A 19,338-nucleotide genomic window follows, 5' to 3' on the forward strand; every position below is an offset into this window, starting at 1 on the left:
CGACGCGCAGACCTGGCAGTCGATGGGCGGCAACGGGGTGGCAAGTCAGGCACCTGCCTCCGAGCAGACATATCGGGCGCCGCCTCGTGCGGTCGCCGGCGGCCGGTCAGCAGGTCGGCGAAATCGGCGACCACCCGGTCCGGCGTCGGCCGTCGATCGGCGCGGCGGCGCAGGCACGACTCGACCAGCGGCAGCAGTGCGTCCGGCAGCCCGCTCAGGTCCGGGTCGCGGTTGCGCACGGCGTTCATCACCCGCATCGCGCTGCCCTCGTACGGTGCGTGCCCGGTGCCCGCGAAGAGCAGTGTGGCGCCCATCGCGTACACGTCCGAGCGCACGGTGCCGGACTCGCCCTCGATCTGTTCGGGGGCCATGTACGCGATCGTGCCGACCAGATTGACGGTGTCCTGGTCCTCGGCCAGCGCGAGCCCGAAGTCGATCACCTTGGGGCCGTCCAGGGTGACCAGGATGTTGCCGGGGGCCAGATCGCGGTGCACCAGGCCGGCGCCGTGGATCGCGCCGAGCGCCTCGGCCACGCCGGCGGCCAGCCAGCGCACCGCGTCCGGTGGCAGCGGGCCGCACTCGTCGACCACTTCGCGCAGTGACGGCGCGGGCACGTACGCGGTGGCCAGCCACGGCCGTGCGGCCTCCGGGTCGGCGGCCACCATGGCGGCCGTGAACACCCCGCTGACCAGCCGGGCCGCGTGCACCTCGCGGGCGAACCGGCGGCGGAAGTCCGGGTCGTGGTCCAGCTCGGCCAGGATGGTCTTGATCGCGACCAGGCGTCCCGCGGGGGACAGGCCGAGGAAGACCCGGGCCATGCCCCCCTGGCCGAGTCGGGACAGCACCCGGTAGGGCCCGATCCGGCGTGGATCGTACGCGTCCAGGGGGGCCGGGCCCCGCCTCCTGGCATCGCTCACGCAACGTCCCCCCCGGCCACCCGATCGTGTGCCCTCATCATGGCGCCGCATGGGTGACACTCGTAGCGGGAAGCCGAAACGCGTGCACCGTTGCGACGATGACTCTGGGCATCTCGACCCGCCACCCTGGGTCAGGTGACGCGGCTCACGGTTTGTCGCTCGGGTGGGAGGTGGCTGCGAGCTCGCCTCGTGCGCCTGCTATTCGTACTGATGCACACATGTCACAAAGACCGGAACCGCACGGACACGATCCGGGTGGCTGCCGGAGCCTGAGCCGAGAAGTAGGGGACCCCCATGAGCGAGGACTCGGTAGTACTGCGCCACCAAGGAAACGAGCACACTTTCCCGCTGGTCGAGGGCACCATCGGCGACACCGCCGTGGACATCTCGACACTTCGCGCCAAGACGGGGCTGGTGACCTACGACGGAGGGTTCGTCAACACCGCCGCGTGTAAATCGGCGATCACCTTCATCGACGGCGAGGAGGGCATCCTCCGCTACCGCGGTTACCCGATCGAGCAGATCGCCGAGCAGGGCACGTTCCTGGAGACGGCGTATCTGCTGATCTACGGCGATCTGCCGTCCGCAAGCGCGCTGGACAACTTCCGCGACGAGATCACCCAGCACACCCTGCTGCACGAGGACGTCAAGCGGTTCTACGACGGCTTCCCGCGCGACGCGCACCCGATGGCGATGTTGTCGTCCGTGGTCTCCGCGCTGTCCACGTTCTACCAGGACAGCCACAACCCGTTCGACGAGGAGCAGGTCCGGCTCTCGGCGATAAGGCTGTTGGCGAAGCTGCCGACGATCGCGGCCTACGCGTTCAAGAAGTCGGTCGGCCAGCCGATGCTCTACCCGGACAACTCGCTCGGCTACGTCGAGAACTTCCTGCGGATGACCTTCGCGGTCCCGGCCGAGTCGTACAAGGCCGACCCGGTCGTGGTGGACGCGCTCGACAAGCTGCTCATCCTGCACGGCGACCACGAGCAGAACTGCTCGACCTCGACGGTGCGACTGGTCGGCTCCAGCCAGGCGAACATGTTCGCGTCCATCTCGGCCGGCATCAACGCGCTGTGGGGTCCGCTGCACGGCGGCGCCAACCAGCAGGTGCTGGAGATGCTGGAGCAGATCAAGAACGAAGGTGGCGACATCGACTCGTTCGTGAACAAGGTGAAGAACAAGGAAGACGGCGTGCGCCTGATGGGCTTCGGCCACCGGGTGTACAAGAGCCGCGACCCGCGCGCGACGATCATCAAGAAGGCCGCCGACGACGTCCTGTCCCGGATGGGCAAGAAGGACGAACTGCTGGACCTCGCGATGCAGTTGGAGGAGCGCGCCCTCGCGGACGACTACTTCGTCGAGCGCAAGCTCTACCCGAACGTGGACTTCTACACCGGCCTCATCTACCGGGCGATGGGCTTCCCCACCGAGATGTTCACGGTGCTGTTCGCGATCGGTCGGCTCCCGGGCTGGATCGCGCACTGGCAGGAGATGATCGCCGACCCGAAGGCGAAGATCGGCCGCCCGCGCCAGGTGTACACCGGCGTCGCGCTGCGCGACTACACCCCCATCGGTGCCCGCTGACCCGCAGGGCACACGCGAAAACGATCTTGGAGTCGAGGGACTCGAACCGCGGTTCGAGGTATTCGGCTTCAAGATCGTTTTGTTGTCCGGACCGACTCCGGGCGGGTGGCCGGCGAAGCGGGACGAGCCGCTCGGCCGGCTCCGAGTGTGCGGGCCGGCCGGGCGCGTCGTGCGATCGTGCCGAAAGCGCGCCGGAGTCGCTCGTGGGCGGTGCAGCGCACTCGATCGACTCCGGTGCGAAGACTGTACGGCCACTCCCGATTGATCGGTAGGTTTGTTACCCGAACGTGATCCACGAAGGGGACCCGTCCCAGGGGCCGAGAGGTGAACGAAGTCGCGTCGTGGTCAGCCGGTGGACGTCGCCACCGAGGGGCCCTTCCCGGTGGCCGCGTCGAGTACGTACAGATGCCGGTCGGCACTCCCCACGAAAAGCAGCCCGTCGGCCACGACCGGCGAGGTGACCCGACCTCCGGTGGTGAAGCGCCAGCGGGGCTCGCCGCCCAGGCCGACCGCTATCACCGAGCCGTTGCTGCTGCCCGCGTACACGATGTCGTCGGCGACTACCGGTGAGGTGACCCACCCTTCGGCGCCGAACCGCCATACGCAGCGCGTGGTGTTGACGTCGACCGCGTACAGCCCGCCGTCGCCGCTGCCGAAGAAGGACAGGTTGCCGGCCGTGGCGGGCTGGGCGACCGGGCCGCCCGCACCGAACCACCCGCGCATCGCACCGTCGGTGGCGTTGAGCAGGTAGAGGTACTGGTCGGTGCTGCCGACGTGCACGATGCCGTTCGCCACGGTCGGCGAGGACACCCAGCCGCCGGTGGCGAAGCGCCACCGACACCAGCCGGTCGCGGCGTCCAGCGCGTACACGCAGCGGTCGCTGGAGCCGAAGTAGACCGTGCCGTCCACGACGGTGGGCGAGGTGGCCCAGCCGCCGGTGGGGAAGCGCCAGCGACATCGGCCGGTGGCCGCGTCCACGGCGTACAGCGCGTTGTCACTGGAGCCGAAGTACACGGTGCCGTCGGCGACCACGGGGGCGGCCACCACTTCGCCTCCGGTGGGGAAGCTCCAGCGCCACTGACGCGAGGTCAGCTCCAGCGCGTAGACATGGTTGTCCTGGCTGCTGAGGTACATCAGCTCGCCGTCCACGGCGGGCGGGTGCGACCAGCCCGACGAGTCGAACCGCCACTCGCGGGTGGCCAGGTGCAGGGTGTGCAGCCCGTTGTCGTTGCTGTGCACGTGGACGCGGGCGGTCCGCCCGGAACCCGCGCGCACCGGCGGGGTGAGGATCTCCCCGGTCGCGGTGAACCGCCACACCGGCGAGGTCTCCATACCGCCGGTGGGGGTGCGCGGCGGAGTGGGGTGCTGGCGCGGCACGTCCGGCCCGCTCTCCGGCCATGTGACCGGAGAGTTGGGTATCGGCGCGGGCGGCCTGGCCACCCGTTCGGTCGGCAGTGCCGGCGACGGGGACGACGTGGACACCTGTCGCCCCGCGACCGGACGCGGGCCGCCCGGCTGCCCGGTCACCGGCGTGTTCGTCGGCGGCACCGGCGGTCGGGGCGGCGGCTTGCGGGTCGGGTTGGTCGGCGGGCGCTGCGGCGGTGGCGGCGCGGGCCGGTGCGTCTCGGGGCGCGGCGCCGGGCGCGGTTCCTCCCGCACCTGGTTCGGCAGCTTGCCCATGTTGTTCGGGTCCGGGCGTACGTTCTCCGGCAGCTCGGGACGCTCCGGCTCGACCAGTTCGCGCACCGGCGGCGTACGCGGGCCCATCGTCGGGCGGTACTGGCTCTCGAAGCGCTGCACCATCGCCGACGCGTTGTCCGGCAACTGGCTGTCCGCGTCGCTGTCGTCCAGGAGTGGCGCGAGCTGGTTGAGCAACTGGGTCGGGCTCGGCCGGTGTTCCGCGGCGCGCTGCATGCACAGGTTGACCAGACCGGTCAGCTCCGGCGGCAGCCCGTCCAGGTCGGGGGAGCCGGTGACCAGGCGCAACAGCGCTTCGGCGGGCTTGCGGTCGGGGTAGGGCGAATGCCCGGTCGCGGCGTACACCAGCGTCGCGCCGAGCGAGAACATGTCGCTCGCGGGCGTGATGTCGCGCACACCCTGCGCCTGTTCCGGCGACATGTATGCCGGCGTCCCGACCGCGACGCCGGTCATGGTGAGCGAACCGAAGTCGGCGGCGCGCGAGATGCCGAAGTCGATGACCTTGGGCCCGTCGCTGGCCACCAGCACGTTGGACGGCTTCAGGTCGCGGTGCACCAGCCCGGCGGCGTGTACGGACTCCAGCGCCTCGGCGATGCCCGCGGCCATCCAACGCACCGCGCGCGGCGGCAGCGGGCCGCACGCGCGGACCAGGGATTCGAGCGAGGGCGCGGGCACGTACGCGGTGGCCAGCCACGGCACCGCGGCGTCCGGATCGGCGTTGACCACGGCGGCGGTGAACACGCCGCTGACCCGGCGGGCCGCGGCCACCTCCTGTGCGAAGCGCGCGCGAAAGCCCGGGTCGCCGCCCAGTTCCGAACGGATCGTCTTGATCGCGACGAGTCGCCCGAAGGGCGAACGCCCCAGATAGATGCGGCCCATGCCACCGGCACCGAGTCGGCCGAGCACCACATAGGGACCGATCCGTTCCGGATCCCCCTTGGCCGGTGGCTCACCCGGCCATCCGTGTTCCGTCACAATCCCCCCGAAGTCGCCCCACCGCCCATCATCCCCGCCGAGCGGCCGTTTCGACAGGAACAGGCGGGAGGAGTGCCACGGCGCCGGTCGTCCCGTCGTCGCGATATTGGTGCCCCGGGGTGGAGCACCCGCTGCCTGTCGCAGGGTACCCGCCTGCCCGGTCTGCCGCCCACGCCGCGTCCCGCTTCGGCCGAAACACAGGGGATTCCCCCAGACGCCGATCACGAAGAGTGGCCGAGGAAGCGGAAAATCCAGCTGTGATCAGCCCGAACCGGACATGTCGTGGCCACGGACGCGAACACCCGGGCTCGTTCGACGTGAACCGAGCCCGGGTGTCGCGGTACTGACGGTTTGTCAGTATTTCTGCGAGTCGGCCTAGTGCAGGGCGCCGGAGGCGTCCGTGGGCAGGTCCGACTTGCTCACCCGGAGCACCGCCACGGCGATGATCGCGGCGGCGCCGAGCATGCCGGCGCCGACCAGGAAGCCGGTCGTCTGACCGGCTGTCATGACCAGCTTGTTGACGTGGTCCAGCGCACTTTGGTCGAACTTGGGCGAACCCTTGAACAGGACCGACGGGTCGGCGAGCTTGCCCGCCTGCTTCTTGAACTCGTCCGTGCCCGCGCTCTTGCTGATCGTGGTCAGGACCGCGATCGCCACGGCGCCGCCCACCTGCTGGGTGACGTTGAGCATCGCCGAGCCGATGCCCGCGTCCTCCGGCGCGATGCCGGCCACCGCGGTGGCCATGATGGCGACGAAGATCAGGCCCATGCCCAGACCGAACACGACCATCGCGGGCAGCAGGCCCACCACGTAATTGGAGTCGTACTTCAGCAGGGACAGGTAGAACAGCCCCGCACCGGCCAGGATGGGACCCGCGGTCAGCAGCACGCGCGGCCCGATCTTGGGCAGCATCACGCTGGTGAACTGGGCCGAGATCATCACGCCCGCGCAGAGCGGGAGGTACGCCAGACCGGCCTTGATCGGCGAGTAGTCCGCGACCTCTTGCATGAAGAGCGTGAGGAAGAAGAACGCGCCCATCATGCCGCCGGCCGCCAGCGCCATGACCACATAGCTGCCGGAGCGGTTGCGGTTGCGGAACAGTCGCATCGGCATCAGCGGTCGCTCGACCTTGAGTTCGATCACGATGAAGGCCGCTGTCAGCGCCGCCGAGACGACCAGTGAAGCGATCGTCAATCCCTCGCCCCAGCCCTTGTCCGCCGCGCGGATCACGCCGTAGACCAGGGCGGTCACGCCGAGGGTGGAGGTCAGGGCGCCGGGTATGTCCAGCCGACCGCGCCAGATCGCCTTCTCGCCGGTCTTCGCGTCGTCCGGGATGGCCAGAGGCAGCGCCGCGACGAGCGCGATGCCGATGGGCACGTTGACGAACATGACCCAGCGCCAGGACAGGTACTCGACCAGAAGACCACCCATGAGGAGCCCGACCGCCGAACCCATGCCCGACACCGCCGCATAGACGCCGAACGCCTTGTTGCGTTCCGGTCCCTCCTCGAAGGTGGTGGTCACCAACGACAGGACCGCGGGGGCCACCATCGCGCCGCCGACGCCCTGTAGGGCCCGCGCGGCGAGCAACAGGGCCTCGCTGGTGGCGAACCCGCCGAGCAGGCTCGCGACGGTGAACACGATCAGGCCGAGCGCCAGCAGGCGGCGTCGGCCGAAGAGGTCACCGAGCCGACCACCGAGCAGCAACAGGCCGCCGAAGGTCAGCATGTAGGCGTTCATCACCCAGGAAAGTGACGTGTCGCCGATGTCGAGCGCCTTGCCCATGTCGGGCAGGGCGATGTTCACGATGGTCGCGTCGAGCACGATCATCAATTGGGCCCCTGCCAACAGGGCCAAGGCCAGTCCGCGGCGCGCGTGGGGCGCGTCCGCGGACTGGGATCCGGTCGAGCCGGCGACCTCGGAAGGTGCCGTCGTCATGGATTGCCTCGCATTACTAGTGGACGTGAGCGTTCTCTACGCGAATCTAGGGCTTTTGCATTAGAGAACGCAAACGTTTTCTGTACCATGGCGAGCGGAGGCGAGAGTGAGCACAGGAGCACGCGCGGGCCACATCGAGACGGCCCTGCTGGTCACCGACTACAGACAGCGCCCGCGAAAGCGCGGCGTCACGCTGGAGCGCGCGATCACCGAGGCTGTGCTCGCTGAACTCGGCGAGCGTGGCTACGGCGCGCTGACCTTCGAAGGTGTCGCGGCCCGAGCCGGGACCGGCAAGTCGGCGCTGTATCGCCGCTGGCCGGACAAGATGGGCATGGTTGCCGACGCGCTCTCCGCCGCGCTGCCGAGTCCGCAATCGCTGACGCTGCCCGGCGAGTTGCGCGCCGACCTGATCGTCTACCTGGAGACCGTCGCGCACGCCATGCACGGAGCGCTCGGCCTGGGCATGCGGGTGCTCTGCGGCGAGATGAGCCGACACCACGAGTTCGCACAGATGTGGGAGCACCGGGTGATCGGGCCGTGGCAGTCCCTCCTCGTCGAGTTGATCACCGACGCGATCGCCCGCGGTGAGGCGCGCCCGGGAGCGCTCGCCCCGGAATGCGTGCTCACCGGCCCCTCGGTCCTGTGCCAACGGTTCACCCTCACCGGCGTGCCGATGTCCCGTGCCGAGATCGAATCGCTGGTCGACAACGCCATGATGCCGATGATGGCGGCCAAGGGCTGAGCCGAGAGCGGGTCGGGGCAGCCGACCGGTCGCCCCGACCCGGTCGGTCAGTGGTGCGCGGGCGCGCCGGTGGTGGCGGCCGGGGTGCCGGTGCCGCCGCTCCCCAGTGCGAGGCCGCCGAGCGCGGATCGTTGCGGATGCGCGAGGGTGTGCATCCCGGCCGTGCCGAGCAGGAGCAACAACAAGAACGACAACCGCCCGAGCGAGGCCCCACGCCGGGCACCGGCAAGGCCGCCCCCACCAAGCACTCCCGCCGCACCCCCACCCGTCCCGAGCCAGCCGACGGCTTACCCGTACGGGGTACCCGCATGGGCGTGCCCGGCCACACGCTGCGCCCCGACCCCACTCCACCCCCACACCTGAACACGTGTCAGATCACACCCCGACGCACTTGAATGACTCGGTCAAGCAGTTCTAGGGTCCGCCCCATGGTCACCACCACCGGCTCCGCCGCACCTGACCCCGCCCTCCTCGCCCTGACCGCCCCCGGCGGCCCGTTCGCGCTCGTCGAAGAGGACGTGCTCGGCGTGCCGTTGCGCGTCCTGGCCGACCGCCCCCGGTCGATCACCGCCTTCGTCGAGCGGGCCCGACGGTTCGGCGACCGCGAGTACCTCGTGTACGAGGACCGCCGGATCGGCTTCGCCGAACACGTGCGCGACATCGCCTCGACCGCACTCGCCCTGCGCGATCGATACGGGATCGGCCCGGGGGACCGGGTCGCGATCCTGGCCGCCAACCGGCCCGAGTGGCTGACGGTGTTTCAGGCCGCCGCGGCGCTGGGCGCGATCACCGTCGGGATGAACGGATGGTGGGCCGCCGACGAGATCCGCTACGGCGTACGGGACTGCGCCCCCGCGCTGCTCGTCGCCGACCGACGCCGGCTGGAGCGGCTCGGTGGGGCGTCGGCGGCCGAGCGGAGTCTGGGGGTGCCCGTACTGGAGATCGAGGCGCACTGCGCCGCTCTGGCGGCCTACGCGCCCGACGCCGAACTGCCGTCGGGCGCCGCCGACGAGGACGACCCCGCACTGATCCTGTACACCTCCGGCACCACCGGCCGGCCCAAGGGCGCCGTACTCACCCACCGCAACGTGGTCGCGATGCAGAACCTCCAGGCGTTGCTCGCCGCCCGGGCGACCGCACGCGTACCCGCTGAGGTGCTCGCCCAGGCGCCGCCCGGGCGGTGGTTGGTGAACAGCCCGTTCTTCCACGTCTCGGGCCTGCTCGCGGGCGCGGTGGCCGCGCTGGCCGGCGGACAGACCATGGTGCTCTACAGCGGCCGGTTCGAGGTGCCCCGGTTGCTCGACCTGATCGAACGCGAGCGCTGCACCACGTGGTCGCTGGTGCCCACGCTCGGCTGGCGGGTCGCCGACCACCCGGACACCCCGACGTACGACCTGTCCTCGATCACCCGGCTGGGCGGCGGCAGCGCGGCCTTCTCGCCCGAACTGGTGCGCCGGCTCCAGGAGGTGTTCCCGAACGCGAAGGGCGCGTTCGGCGTCGGATACGGGCTGACCGAGTCCGGCGGGGTGGCCACCACCGCGGGCGCCGCGCAACTCGAGGACGAGCCGGGCGCGATCGGGACGGCCGTGCCGACCGTGGAGGTGACCGTGCACGACCAGGACGGCACACGGCAGCCGGACGGCGTGGAGGGCGAGCTGTGGATCCGCAGCCCGCTGGTGATGCTCGGCTACTGGGGCAACGACGAGGCCACCGCGAAGGTACTCACGCCGGACCGGCGGCTGCGCACCGGCGACCTCGGCTACACCCGGGGCGGCCGGCTCTACCTGGCCACCCGGCGCAGCGACCTGATCCTGCGCGGCGGGGAGAACGTCTACCCGGCGGAGATCGAACACTGCCTGGACGCACACCCCGACGTGGCCGAGTCGGTGGTGGTCGGCGTACCGCATCCGGAGTGGGGCGAGGAGGTCAAGGCGATCGTGGTGCCCGCACCCGGCGCGGCGCTCACCGCCGAGCTGCTCGGCGCCTACGTCGCGGAGCGCCTGGCCCACTTCAAGGTGCCCGCGCACTGGGAACTGCGCGGCGAACCGCTACCGCGCACGCCGACCGGCAAGGTGATCCGCGCCGTGGCCACCGGCGCCAAGCCCGCCGACCTGGTCGAGGAATGAGCAACCCGGGCGGGGTCGGCGAAGCACCGCCGACCCCGCCCGGGAACGGGTCAGTCGTTCTTGTGCAGTTCCTCGTTCAGCGCGCCCCACGACTTGGTCCGGGCGATCGCCTCGATCGTGCCGGTGACCGAGTTGCGGCGGAAGAGCAGGCCGTCGCGGCCGGAAAGCTCGGCGGCCTTGACCACCTTGCCGTCGGGGGTGGTCACCCGGGTGCCGGCGGTGATGTAGCAGCCCGCCTCGACCACACAGTCGTCGCCGAGCGAGATGCCGATACCCGCGTTGGCGCCGAGCAGGCAGCGCTCGCCGACCGAGATGGTCTCCTTGCCGCCGCCCGACAGCGTGCCCATGATCGACGAGCCGCCGCCGATGTCGCTGTGGTCGCCCACCACGACGCCCGCGCTGATCCGGCCCTCGACCATCGAGGCACCCAGGGTGCCCGCGTTGAAGTTGCAGAAGCCCTCGTGCATCACGGTGGTGCCGGGTGCCAGGTGCGCGCCCAGGCGGACCCGGGTGGTGTCGGCGATCCGCACCCCGCCGGGCACCACGAACTCGGTCATCCGGGGGAACTTGTCCACGCCGGTCACCTCGAACGGCACCCGCGCGGCCCGAGCGCGCAGCCGGGCGGCGTCCACGCCGTCGACCGGGACCGCGCCCAGGTTGGTCCACGCGACGTTCGGGAGCACGCCGAACAGGCCGTCCAGGCTCTGCCCGTGCGGGCGGACCAGGCGGTGGCTGAGCAGGTGCAGCCGCAGGTACGCGTCGTGGGTGTCCACCGGGCCGGTCCCCAGCGACGCGATCACCGTGCGCACGGCGACGACCTCGACCCCGCGCACCGCGTCGGTGCCCAGGCCGGCCGCGGCGTCGGCGCCGAGCGCCTCGATCGCCTCGTCGGCGGACAGGCGAACGGTCTCGGCCTTGCCGTCGACGTCGCCCGAGGTCAGCTCGGGTGCGGGGTACCAGGTGTCCAGGACGGTGCCGTCTGCGGCGATCGTCGCGAGGCCAGCGGCGACGGCACCAACGGGGGAGGAATCAGCAGTGTCGATCACCCCGCTACCGTACCGGGACCGCGCGCCCGCGCCGATCGCCGGTGCGCACGCGTCCCGATCCGATTTTCTCCGCCGCCGGTGCGCGCCGGGTCCGCGCGGCTACTCCGAGTCGGGTCGACGGGTCGGGCCCTCGCGGAACGGCCAGGTCTCGCAACGATCGCCGTCCGCGTCGGGTCGGGCCTCCTCGCGATGCGGGATGCCGAACGGGCTGTACCCGCCGGTGTACTCGTCCGCCCAGTCGTCCGCATCCGCGCGACCGTGGTCGACCGGCGGCAGTGCGGTGGCGCCGACCAGCGCCTCCACCATCGCCGCGGCCCGCGTCTGCAACGGGATCGCGCCACAGGCCATCGCGGTGTCCCGGGCCCGTTCCAACTCGCCGATGGCGTCCGGCTTGTGGCCGTCCTTGCGCAGCCGGTCACCGTAGGCGAGCAGCGCCTTGGCGTACTCGTACTTGGCGCCGACGCCCTCCAGGGCGACCGCCGCGTCCCACAGCGCCTGCTGTGCGTTGACGTTGTCCTCGATCATTCCGGCCACCCGCTTGGCCTGGCCGGCGGCCACCGGGGCGTAGAACGTGTCCGCCCGGGCGACGGCCTGCTTGGCCACCGTGCGAGCCAGCTCCTTGTTCTGCTGCGACCCCTCGGCGTTCAACGCCTCGGCGAGCAGCAGACCCCACGGGCACCACGCGGGGTTGTCCATGCCGCGGGCGCGCAGCCGCTCGCCGAGCTCGGTCAGCGGCTGGATCACCTCCTCGTGCCTGTCCTGGGCGATCCGCAGTTCGGCGAGCACGATGGCGGGGACCGGCAGTACGCGGGTGGCCTGGTTGGCGCGATGGGGGTTGTCGAAGCCGATCTGCCGCGCCCACCGCTCGGCCTCCTCGAGATTGCCCTGCGCGATCAGGGTCTGGATCAGCACCCCGGCCGCGTACCACTGGGATGGTGTTTCCTTGCCGAGTTTGAGGGCCATCTCCAGGCCGATCTCGGCCTGCTCGCGCGCATCCTTGAGCCGGCCCATCCGGTAGTACAACATCGCCCGGAAGGCGTGGCCGTAGGACAGGTGCGCGCGTTGGCGACCGTTGTCCCGGAGTTGGGCCATGCCGTTCTCCAGGAGTTCGTGCGCCTCCTTGAACAGGTCGCAGTAGATGAACGTCAGGGTGAGCACCATCGGGATCTCGAAGCCCCAACCCTCCTCGACCCAACTGAACCCGGGGCGCTCTTTGTTCGCCGCCTCCGGTCCCAGCGCCGCGCGAGCGAATTTGGTGGTCGTCTGCAACCGCCGTCCCGTGAGTACTCCGTACCAGGCGACCAGGGCGAACAGCGAATAGTTCGTCCGGGTGGTGGCGCCATCGGTGTTCAGCCGTACGGTCAACCGCTGCAGATTGTGGGCGCGTGAGGCGAAGCCGGTGTCGTCCTCCCAGAACGCGGCCCACATGAACAGGTCGGCGTACAACCTCGGTCGTTTGCCGATCGGGGTGATCTCGATCTCCCGCTCCAAGAGCGCGATGCTCTTGGGTAGTTGACCGCTGAACGCGTACGAGCGGACGAGTTCGATGACGATTTCGGTGCGCAGGTCCGAGCCCGGTTCAGGGGCCTCCTCGAGCGCCTTGGTCAGCGGTTCGATGCTGCCGGTGGGGTCGTTGACGAAGAGCGCGCGGCCGATGTTGTAGTGGAGCCAGGCGCGCATGTGCTTCGGCGCGAGCTCCGCCAACGCGTGTTCGAGGTAGGTCACGCCGGCCTTCGGGACACCCGAGGCGAGGCACTCGCGGGCCGCGTCCACCATCACGTTCGCCGCCCACTCGTCCCGGACGCCGAAAACCTTCAGCGCGTGCGTCGCAGCGGTCTGCGCGGAGAAGCGGTCCGCGCGCAACAGCCGGGCCGCCTCGTGGTGCATCGCGTTGCGTTCGTTCGTCTCGAAGCAGTAGCGGTAGACCGCGAGTCGGACCAGCGGGTGGGTGAAACCCCAGTTCGAGCGCGTGTCGTCGACCGACGTGAGGATCTCCTGTCGGTACAGGTCCTCGGCGGCGACGGCGATCGCCTCCGGGCTCGACCCGGTGAGCCGGACCGCGCGTGCGATCGTCAAGTGCGGCGTCAGGATCGCGGCGGCCCGCGCCAGCCTGCGGGAGTCCGGTGCGAGCCGGGAGAATCGCTTCTTGAAGTGCTTCTCGGCGTAGGCGAGGGCCGCGTGCTGCTCCATTGCGACACCGTGCCGGGACAGCGAGGCCGCGATCGGCTCGATTCCGGACGACTCGATGAACCGCAGCAGTTCCCGCAGGGTTTGCGGTTCTCCGCCGCAACAGTGATGGCAGTGCTCGGCGAACGCGTCGTCGACAGGCCGGTCGGGGAAACGGTGCCGGATCACCGTCGCGGTGCTCTCGATGCTCAACGCCTTCAACTTGGTCGCCGTTCGACCGGCGACATCGTCGAGTGTGCGCAGCCATTGCGCCAGAGCCGGAACGTATTCGTCCGGGCGGTAGGACACCACGATCAGGATCGGGAAATCGCGCACCTGGATGGCGAATTGCGCCAACCACTTCATCGACGGCGGGTCGGCCCAGTGCGCGTCGTCGATGACCATGATCAGCGGCGCCTTCGCGTAGCCGCGGACGACGGCGTCGAGGGCGGACAGCACGTCCTCGGTGTCCGGCGCCTCCCCGGGTTGGCGCGGACCGCCGAAGATCGGCCCGAGGATGCCGTGCCACTCGCCGAGCCGTTCCTTGCGTGCCTCGGGGCCGAGTGTGGACAGGTCCTTGAACAGCCGCTTCGCCAGGCCGTAGACCCGGACCTTCTCCAGGTCGTAGCCGATCACGTGGAGCGAGGCGAAGCCGTCGGATTCGGCGGTGTGCCTGGCCCATTCGAGCACCGCCGACTTGCCCATGCCGGCCTGGCCGGTGACCACCATGACCCGGCCCTCGCCGGTGTCGCGGACCGCGGCCAGATGCTCGCGGAGTTCGTCCTGGATGAAATCGCGCTCGACGAGGGGCATCGGCTCCGTCCTGGAAGCGGGGTCCGGTGTGTGCTCGCGCCCCAGGCCACCCGGGCGCGGTGCCATGCGTGGTGCCCCCATCGCGCAACCTCTCTGCCGTGCGTCCCCACCCCGAGCCCGCGCGGAACGATTACGCGCCGTGGCGGATCACTTGCGTTACCTATCCTGCGCCAATCTCGCAAGCTCTGTCCCCGACTTGGCTGAGAAGTCCTGCCGACGTCCTCTCCTCGGGGGGGGGGTGCGATTTCGCGAACGGGAACTGATGTGCGATCGATTCGGCAACCGCGTGCATGGTGCGCGAACATGCAGCCGACGCTCGTCTCGAACATCGACGGGCGGACGAAGTACGACCGAACGGAAAGGCCGTGACACCCGTGTTGGGACCGCAGATCGGTGTACCCGTGACCCCTGCCGCGTCGGTGCGGGTGCCCCCGGAACCGGGGGAGTTGCGCTATCAGCGCTGTGGCGCGTGCGAGACGGCGAACTTCGCCCCCACCGAGATGTGCCGGGGCTGCTCGTCGCGCGCGTTGCAGTGGGTCACCAGCGCCGGGCGCGGCAGCGTGTACAGCTGGACCGTGGTGCGTCGGCCCGCCGCGCGCGAACTCGGCGACCCGTACGCGGTGGCGATCGTGGACTTGGACGAGGGCTATCGCATGCTCACCAACCTGGTCGAGGTGGAACCGACCGAGATTCACTCGGGCATGCGGGTGCGGGTGGATCTGCGGCCGATGGGAGAGGAGCGGGTGCTGCCGTTCTTCACGCCCGATCGGAGCTGAAGCCGTGATCGGAGCCCGATCGTGGTTCGGAACCCAACCGTGCGTCGGGGTCGTGTTCGCGCCCGGGGTGCAACTCCCGTTCGGGATCGAATACTTGGCCGGAGTCTGCCCCGGGTGGGCCGGGTGGCTGCGCGGAGTGTCGGCGCGGTCGCGGTGACCGGGTGCGCGCGGGGAACCGGTCGGGGCGGAAGTCCGTGCCCGGGATGTCCGGCCGGGCACTGGCGCCGTCGCACAGCAGGTCGGCCACCAGCATGCCCACCGCCGGCACGATGCCCAACCCGTGCTCGCCGCACCCGGCCGCGACGAACAGTCCGTCGGGGCCCACCGATCCGATCAGCGGCAGGTGATCGGGCCCGGCGTCGTGCCGGGTCCCGAACGCGGCCACCGGCGTGCATGCGGGAAAGCCCGGGAAGCGCGCGGCGAGGTGGGCCGAGGCAAGGGCGGTGAGCTCGTCGTCGAACGCGTCGGGGGCCGGGTCGAGCGCGCCGAGCAGCAGGTGCCCGGGACCGTCGGCACGCAGCCGGCGCCGATTCGGCAGATCGTCCAGGATCGGCCGTTCGCCGACCGCGCGGCCGACTCGCACCCGCACCGTGAACTCGCGGGTGGCGCGCACCGGCAGGTGCACCCCCAACGGCGCGACGAACGCCGGCGAGTCGGCGCCTGCGGCCACCACGACCGTTCCGGCGGCCACCTCCCGGCCGTCGCTCAGCCGCACCCCGGTGACCCGGTCCCGGGTCGCCGCGACGCTCACGGCCGGTGCGCAGGTCAGGATCGCCGCTCCGCCGCGTCGGGCCGCCCGGGCGAAGGCGCGAGCGGTGCGTCGGATGTCGGCGTACCCGCCGCGCGGCTCGTACGCGAAGCCGGCGAAGCCGCGAACGCCGATCTCGGGCCAACTCGCCGCGACCGCCTCCGCGTCCACCCGCCGCACGTCGATTCCCAGTGCGCGACGCATCGCCACGCCCGCGTCGAGCCCGCCGAGGTCGGATGCGGCAACCCCGACGAGTCGGCCGCACGCGCGATACCCGACGTCCTCGCCGAGCACCTCGACGGCGTTCTCGAAGACGTGGGTGCCCGCCCAGGCCATCGCGGCCGGCGCCGGCACGGTCGAGGAGCAGTACACGTCGCCGGGACCCGGATCGCCGGTCGGCCCGGGCGGGCCCGAGCCGCCGATGCCCGCCGCGCACACGATCACGTCGCGCACCCCGCGCCGGGTGAACGCGTGGGCGATCGCCATGCCCTCGGGGCCGGCCCCGACGATCACCACGTCGGCCACCGGGGTGTCCGGCGTCATCGGGTCGCCTCCCGAGTCTGGGGTCGGCCGGTGTGTCGGCGTGCGGTCGTACGGTTCTGTGTGCTCATCTCGCGCCGTCACCTGGGTCGATGGTCGCCGGTTCCGCTGCCGGGAACCGATGTCGCCCGGAGTGAACCACTCGGCCGTTTCCGGCTTTCGACGCGAGCGTAACGACGGTGTTACCCAGGGTGCCGGGGGCGGGTGCGGCGGCGCTCGACGGCGAGCGCCGCCCGAACGGTCGCGGCGCCCGGACGCTTGATCGGATCCAGTCGGGCGATGCCGCCACACGGGGGTGCGGGGAGTGTCACGTGCCGGATTGTATACCCCCTGGGGGTAGGAGGCGGTTAGGATTCGATTCCGGTGGGGTCGCGGCATCAACGCGATCACCTGGGGTAATCGGTCGGACATGGCCCATTCGGGCCGCAGGCAGCACGACGAGGAGGCGCGATGACCACCACCGCAATCGCCGCATTGGTCACGCTGTGCGTCGGCCTGGTCGGCTGTCTGTGGCTGCTCACCCGGGGGCGCCGCGCCGAGCGCATGGCCGCCGCGGTGCTGATGTGCATGTTCGCGTCGTTGTCGCTGGTGTTCTACTCGATCGGCCAGGGTGGCATGGGCGCGCTGGACGCCGCCCTCCTGCTCGGCGTCGCGGCTCCTGCGGGAACGCTGATGGTCGCGGCGCGCGGGCGCGGGCTCAGCCGCGCGACCGGCAGCCGCGACCATCGGGCCCGCTGACGGTGTCGGGACAGGTGCCGCCGCGCGGGTGCCCGCGTCGATCGGTGTGCGATCAGGTCTTGCCGCCGCGCCGCAACAGGAAGGTCACGCACAGCCAGACCAGCGTGGTGGTGCAGCCCATGATGATCAGCGCGAACGCGATCACCACCAGGTAGACGCCGGACGTGGTGGCCAGCGCCGCGAACACCGCCGCGAAGAGCACCATCAGCAGCAGTACGTGCCACGTGCCGGAGAGCGTCGGTCGACGCATCCTGCGGCGGGCCCGCTTCGAGGCCGGCATCGAGCCCGCGCCCGGAACGACACGGCCGCGTGCGCCGGTCCGCCGGCGATTGCGGGAAGGACGCATCGTACGCAGCGCGAGATCCAGTTCCTGGTCCTTGCGCAGTTCGTACTCGATCTCCTCCAGCATCCGCCGCTCGCTCGGCGTCAGACGCACTTCGTCCATCATGTCGTTCGCCCCCTACTGCAGCCCCGGCCGCATCCCCTTGAGCACCGCCGAACGGTCGTCGCGCCGTGACAGGGACAGCCGACGGCGCGGACCGTACTCAGAGGATCCCCCGCAGGTGGCGATGTGACACCTGGCAGAACGAGAGATGACAGGTGGTGATATTTCCTTCGATCACTCGATGGGGCCATGACGGCGGGCTCCTCGTGCGCCCCGCCCGGGGCTCTCGAACGCCGTCCGCTCGCTCGTGCGACATCGCCGGGTAGGGTCACCCGTTATGGCCAACGGAACCACTGACGAAACGTCGGGCGAGGCGCCCGGCAAGCCCGCCGAACTGCTCGACCTGCGGGACAGCATCGACAACATCGACGCGGCCCTGATCCATTTGCTGGCCGAGCGGTTCAAGTGCACCAAGCGGGTGGGTGTGCTCAAGGCCGAGCACAAACTGCCGCCCGCCGACCCGGCCCGCGAGGCGGTGCAGATCCGCCGGCTGCGCGCGCTGGCCGAGAGCGCCAAGCTGGACCCCGACTTCGCGGAGAAGTTCCTCAACTTCCTGGTCGCCGAGGTGATTCACCATCACGAGGCGATCGCCCGCGCGTGATCAACCGGTGTCCGGCTTGTCGAGTCGATTGCGTGCGGTGACCGGATCATCCCCGTCGGTAGCGCCGCCTGACGTCTCGTCAGCGCGGGTTGCTACTTACGGGGGAAGCTCGCGCGCCCCCCGTCACCGGTCTCTACCCTCGGGCGTTGGACGTCCCGGAACCTCGGTTCCACCGTCCAACGATCGATGGGAACAACCACCAGTGAACAAGCTCACCAAGGGTGCGGTCGCCACCGCCGCCATTCTCGGCGGTTCGGTTGCGATGGGGGGCCAGGCGTTCGCGTCGGCCGACGCGAACGGCGCGGCCGTGGACTCGCCCGGCGTGCTCTCCGGCAACAACATCCAGGTGCCCGTGCACGTTCCGGTCAACCTGTGCGGCAACAGCGTCGACATCATCGCGGCGCTGAACCCGACCTTCGGCAACAGCTGCGTCAACGGGGACGTCGGCGAGCAGGCGACGCCGATGACCCCCGGGCACCCGGACCACACCGCGCCGCCGCACCACGCGGCCCCGGGCGACGACTGCGGGCAGGAGCAGCAGCGGCAGCCGCACCACTCCCAGGGCGACCTGTCGGAGCCGACCGACTTCCTCGCCGGTGCGGCGAACATGGCCGGTGCGATGATGGGCTGAGCGCCCACCGCCGGATTGTGCCGCGGCCCCGGAACACCTCCCACGTGTTCCGGGGCCGCCGGCCTGTCCGGGACCCGGGATGTGATCCCGGCGCCGGGCCCGGAGTGCCGAGTGCCCGGCGCCGAGTGCCGCGCGTCAGACGGGCGCGCGGTCGCGCAGCCGGCGCGGTGCGGGCTTGGGTTTGGGCGGCTTGCCGAAGGCCTCGAACGCGCCCACCACCGAGATCACCAGGGAGATCGCGGTGATCGCACCGAGCGCGCCGAAGAAGCCGGTCAGCGCCTTGGTCCGGTCCGTGTCGCCGGTCACCAGGATCAACAGGCCCAACAGCGCGCCGGCGATCGCCATCGCGCCCACCGTGCGGGCGAACTCGACCACCTCGTACCCGACCCGATCCATGCCGCGCCTCGGCGGTCGCCACGGCAGCGGCCCGCCGAGGAAGTGATAGCCCACTCGCTGGTCCACCCACCGGATCGCCCGATGGCCGAACATCACGGTGATCCCGATGTACAACGCGGCGATTCCGTGCCGCGCGCCGGCGGTGGCACCGCCGCGCAGGTCCACCACGGCGACCACGAGCAGGATCACCTCCAGCAGCGGCGTGCCGTAGAGGAACACGTTGCTCAGCCGGCGGCGACGCAATGCGTAGCGGCTCAGCAGGCCCAGGGCGATCAACACCCAAAAGCCCACCTCGCAGGCCACGATCATGGCGACGACCACGGCGATCTCCTCCTCGGAGCGGGGCCGGCGGGCCGCCCCTGCGGGACGAGGCGCCGGCGAGCGGACCCCACCAGCGTCTCCCACGTGGGCGGCCGGGGGATCGTCGGCAGGTGGGATTCCGGCCTACAGACAACGAT

16 protein-coding genes are annotated in these 19,338 nt (G+C 70.8%); 7 read left to right on the forward strand and 9 right to left on the reverse strand.

Annotated elements, in window-relative coordinates:
- Positions 1–917, reverse strand: a 917-nt coding sequence (locus tag ABZS54_RS28905) for a serine/threonine-protein kinase (protein ID WP_355542313.1), incomplete at its 3' end; no start/stop codon positions are given.
- A gap of 294 nt (positions 918–1,211) precedes the next feature.
- On the opposite strand from ABZS54_RS28905, the gene ABZS54_RS28910 reads away from it, so the two are divergent.
- Positions 1,212–2,501, forward strand: coding sequence for a citrate synthase (locus ABZS54_RS28910; protein WP_355542316.1), 1,290 nt, complete (start codon positions 1,212–1,214; stop codon positions 2,499–2,501).
- A gap of 345 nt (positions 2,502–2,846) precedes the next feature.
- Here the strand turns inward: ABZS54_RS28910 and ABZS54_RS28915 are convergent, their stop codons facing one another.
- Together ABZS54_RS28915 and ABZS54_RS28920 are read right to left on the reverse strand one after the other, a co-directional pair.
- A complete protein-coding gene (locus tag ABZS54_RS28915; protein ID WP_355542319.1) occupies positions 2,847–5,174 on the reverse strand; it encodes a PQQ-binding-like beta-propeller repeat protein in 2,328 nt (775 codons plus the stop codon).
- A gap of 375 nt (positions 5,175–5,549) precedes the next feature.
- The gene (locus tag ABZS54_RS28920; protein ID WP_355542322.1) at positions 5,550–7,112 is read right to left on the reverse strand and encodes an MFS transporter; all 1,563 of its coding nucleotides are present in this window, start codon (positions 7,110–7,112) and stop codon (positions 5,550–5,552) included.
- Positions 7,113–7,218: 106 nt separating this feature from the next.
- Between ABZS54_RS28920 and ABZS54_RS28925 the strand changes: the two genes are divergently transcribed.
- Positions 7,219–7,854, forward strand: a complete 636-nt coding sequence (locus tag ABZS54_RS28925; protein WP_355542325.1) for a TetR/AcrR family transcriptional regulator — start codon at positions 7,219–7,221, stop codon at positions 7,852–7,854.
- 47 nt (positions 7,855–7,901) lie between these two features.
- On the opposite strand, the gene ABZS54_RS28930 is transcribed toward ABZS54_RS28925, so the two are convergent.
- The gene (locus ABZS54_RS28930) at positions 7,902–8,048 is read right to left on the reverse strand and encodes a hypothetical protein (protein WP_355542328.1); all 147 of its coding nucleotides are present in this window, start codon (positions 8,046–8,048) and stop codon (positions 7,902–7,904) included.
- Between the two features lie 234 nt (positions 8,049–8,282).
- Between ABZS54_RS28930 and ABZS54_RS28935 the strand changes: the two genes are divergently transcribed.
- Positions 8,283–9,980, forward strand: coding sequence for a class I adenylate-forming enzyme family protein (locus ABZS54_RS28935; RefSeq protein WP_355542331.1), 1,698 nt, complete (start codon positions 8,283–8,285; stop codon positions 9,978–9,980).
- A 50-nt stretch (positions 9,981–10,030) separates the two neighbouring features.
- On the opposite strand, the gene dapD is transcribed toward ABZS54_RS28935, so the two are convergent.
- Together dapD and ABZS54_RS28945 are read right to left on the reverse strand one after the other, a co-directional pair.
- Positions 10,031–11,026 (reverse strand): 2,3,4,5-tetrahydropyridine-2,6-dicarboxylate N-succinyltransferase, encoded by a 996-nt coding sequence (dapD, locus tag ABZS54_RS28940; RefSeq protein WP_355542334.1) that lies wholly within the window; start codon positions 11,024–11,026, stop codon positions 10,031–10,033.
- A 99-nt stretch (positions 11,027–11,125) separates the two neighbouring features.
- Positions 11,126–14,005, reverse strand: a complete 2,880-nt coding sequence (locus ABZS54_RS28945) for an AAA family ATPase (RefSeq protein ID WP_355542337.1) — start codon at positions 14,003–14,005, stop codon at positions 11,126–11,128.
- Between the two features lie 365 nt (positions 14,006–14,370).
- Between ABZS54_RS28945 and ABZS54_RS28950 the strand changes: the two genes are divergently transcribed.
- On the forward strand, positions 14,371–14,781 hold the full coding sequence (locus ABZS54_RS28950) for an OB-fold domain-containing protein (protein ID WP_355542340.1): 411 nt from the start codon (positions 14,371–14,373) through the stop codon (positions 14,779–14,781).
- Here the strand turns inward: ABZS54_RS28950 and ABZS54_RS28955 are convergent.
- On the reverse strand, positions 14,762–16,072 hold the full coding sequence (locus ABZS54_RS28955) for an FAD-binding oxidoreductase (protein ID WP_355542343.1): 1,311 nt from the start codon (positions 16,070–16,072) through the stop codon (positions 14,762–14,764). The two genes, ABZS54_RS28950 and ABZS54_RS28955, sit on opposite strands and share 20 nt — an antisense overlap.
- Positions 16,073–16,519: 447 nt before the next feature.
- Here ABZS54_RS28955 and ABZS54_RS28960 point away from each other — a divergent pair, with 447 nt between their 5' ends.
- The gene (locus ABZS54_RS28960) at positions 16,520–16,807 is read left to right on the forward strand and encodes a hypothetical protein (RefSeq protein WP_355542346.1); all 288 of its coding nucleotides are present in this window, start codon (positions 16,520–16,522) and stop codon (positions 16,805–16,807) included.
- 52 nt (positions 16,808–16,859) lie between these two features.
- On the opposite strand, the gene ABZS54_RS28965 is transcribed toward ABZS54_RS28960, so the two are convergent.
- Entirely contained in the window at positions 16,860–17,255 is a 396-nt protein-coding gene (locus tag ABZS54_RS28965; protein WP_355542349.1) for a hypothetical protein, read from the reverse strand.
- Between the two features lie 274 nt (positions 17,256–17,529).
- Here ABZS54_RS28965 and ABZS54_RS28970 point away from each other — a divergent pair, with 274 nt between their 5' ends.
- The gene (locus ABZS54_RS28970; protein WP_355542352.1) at positions 17,530–17,853 is read left to right on the forward strand and encodes a chorismate mutase; all 324 of its coding nucleotides are present in this window, start codon (positions 17,530–17,532) and stop codon (positions 17,851–17,853) included.
- Between the two features lie 202 nt (positions 17,854–18,055).
- Complete coding sequence (locus ABZS54_RS28975; RefSeq protein ID WP_355542355.1) at positions 18,056–18,484, forward strand: chaplin; 429 nt, start codon at positions 18,056–18,058, stop codon at positions 18,482–18,484.
- Positions 18,485–18,619: 135 nt separating this feature from the next.
- On the opposite strand, the gene ABZS54_RS28980 is transcribed toward ABZS54_RS28975, so the two are convergent.
- Positions 18,620–19,201: a hypothetical protein gene (locus ABZS54_RS28980; protein ID WP_355542357.1), complete on the reverse strand. Its 582-nt coding sequence runs from the start codon at positions 19,199–19,201 to the stop codon at positions 18,620–18,622.
- Between the last annotated feature and the right edge of the window lie 137 nt (positions 19,202–19,338).

The sequence above is a fragment of the Embleya sp. NPDC005575 genome (assembly GCF_040605455.1).
In the GTDB taxonomy this organism is placed as follows: domain Bacteria; phylum Actinomycetota; class Actinomycetes; order Streptomycetales; family Streptomycetaceae; genus Embleya.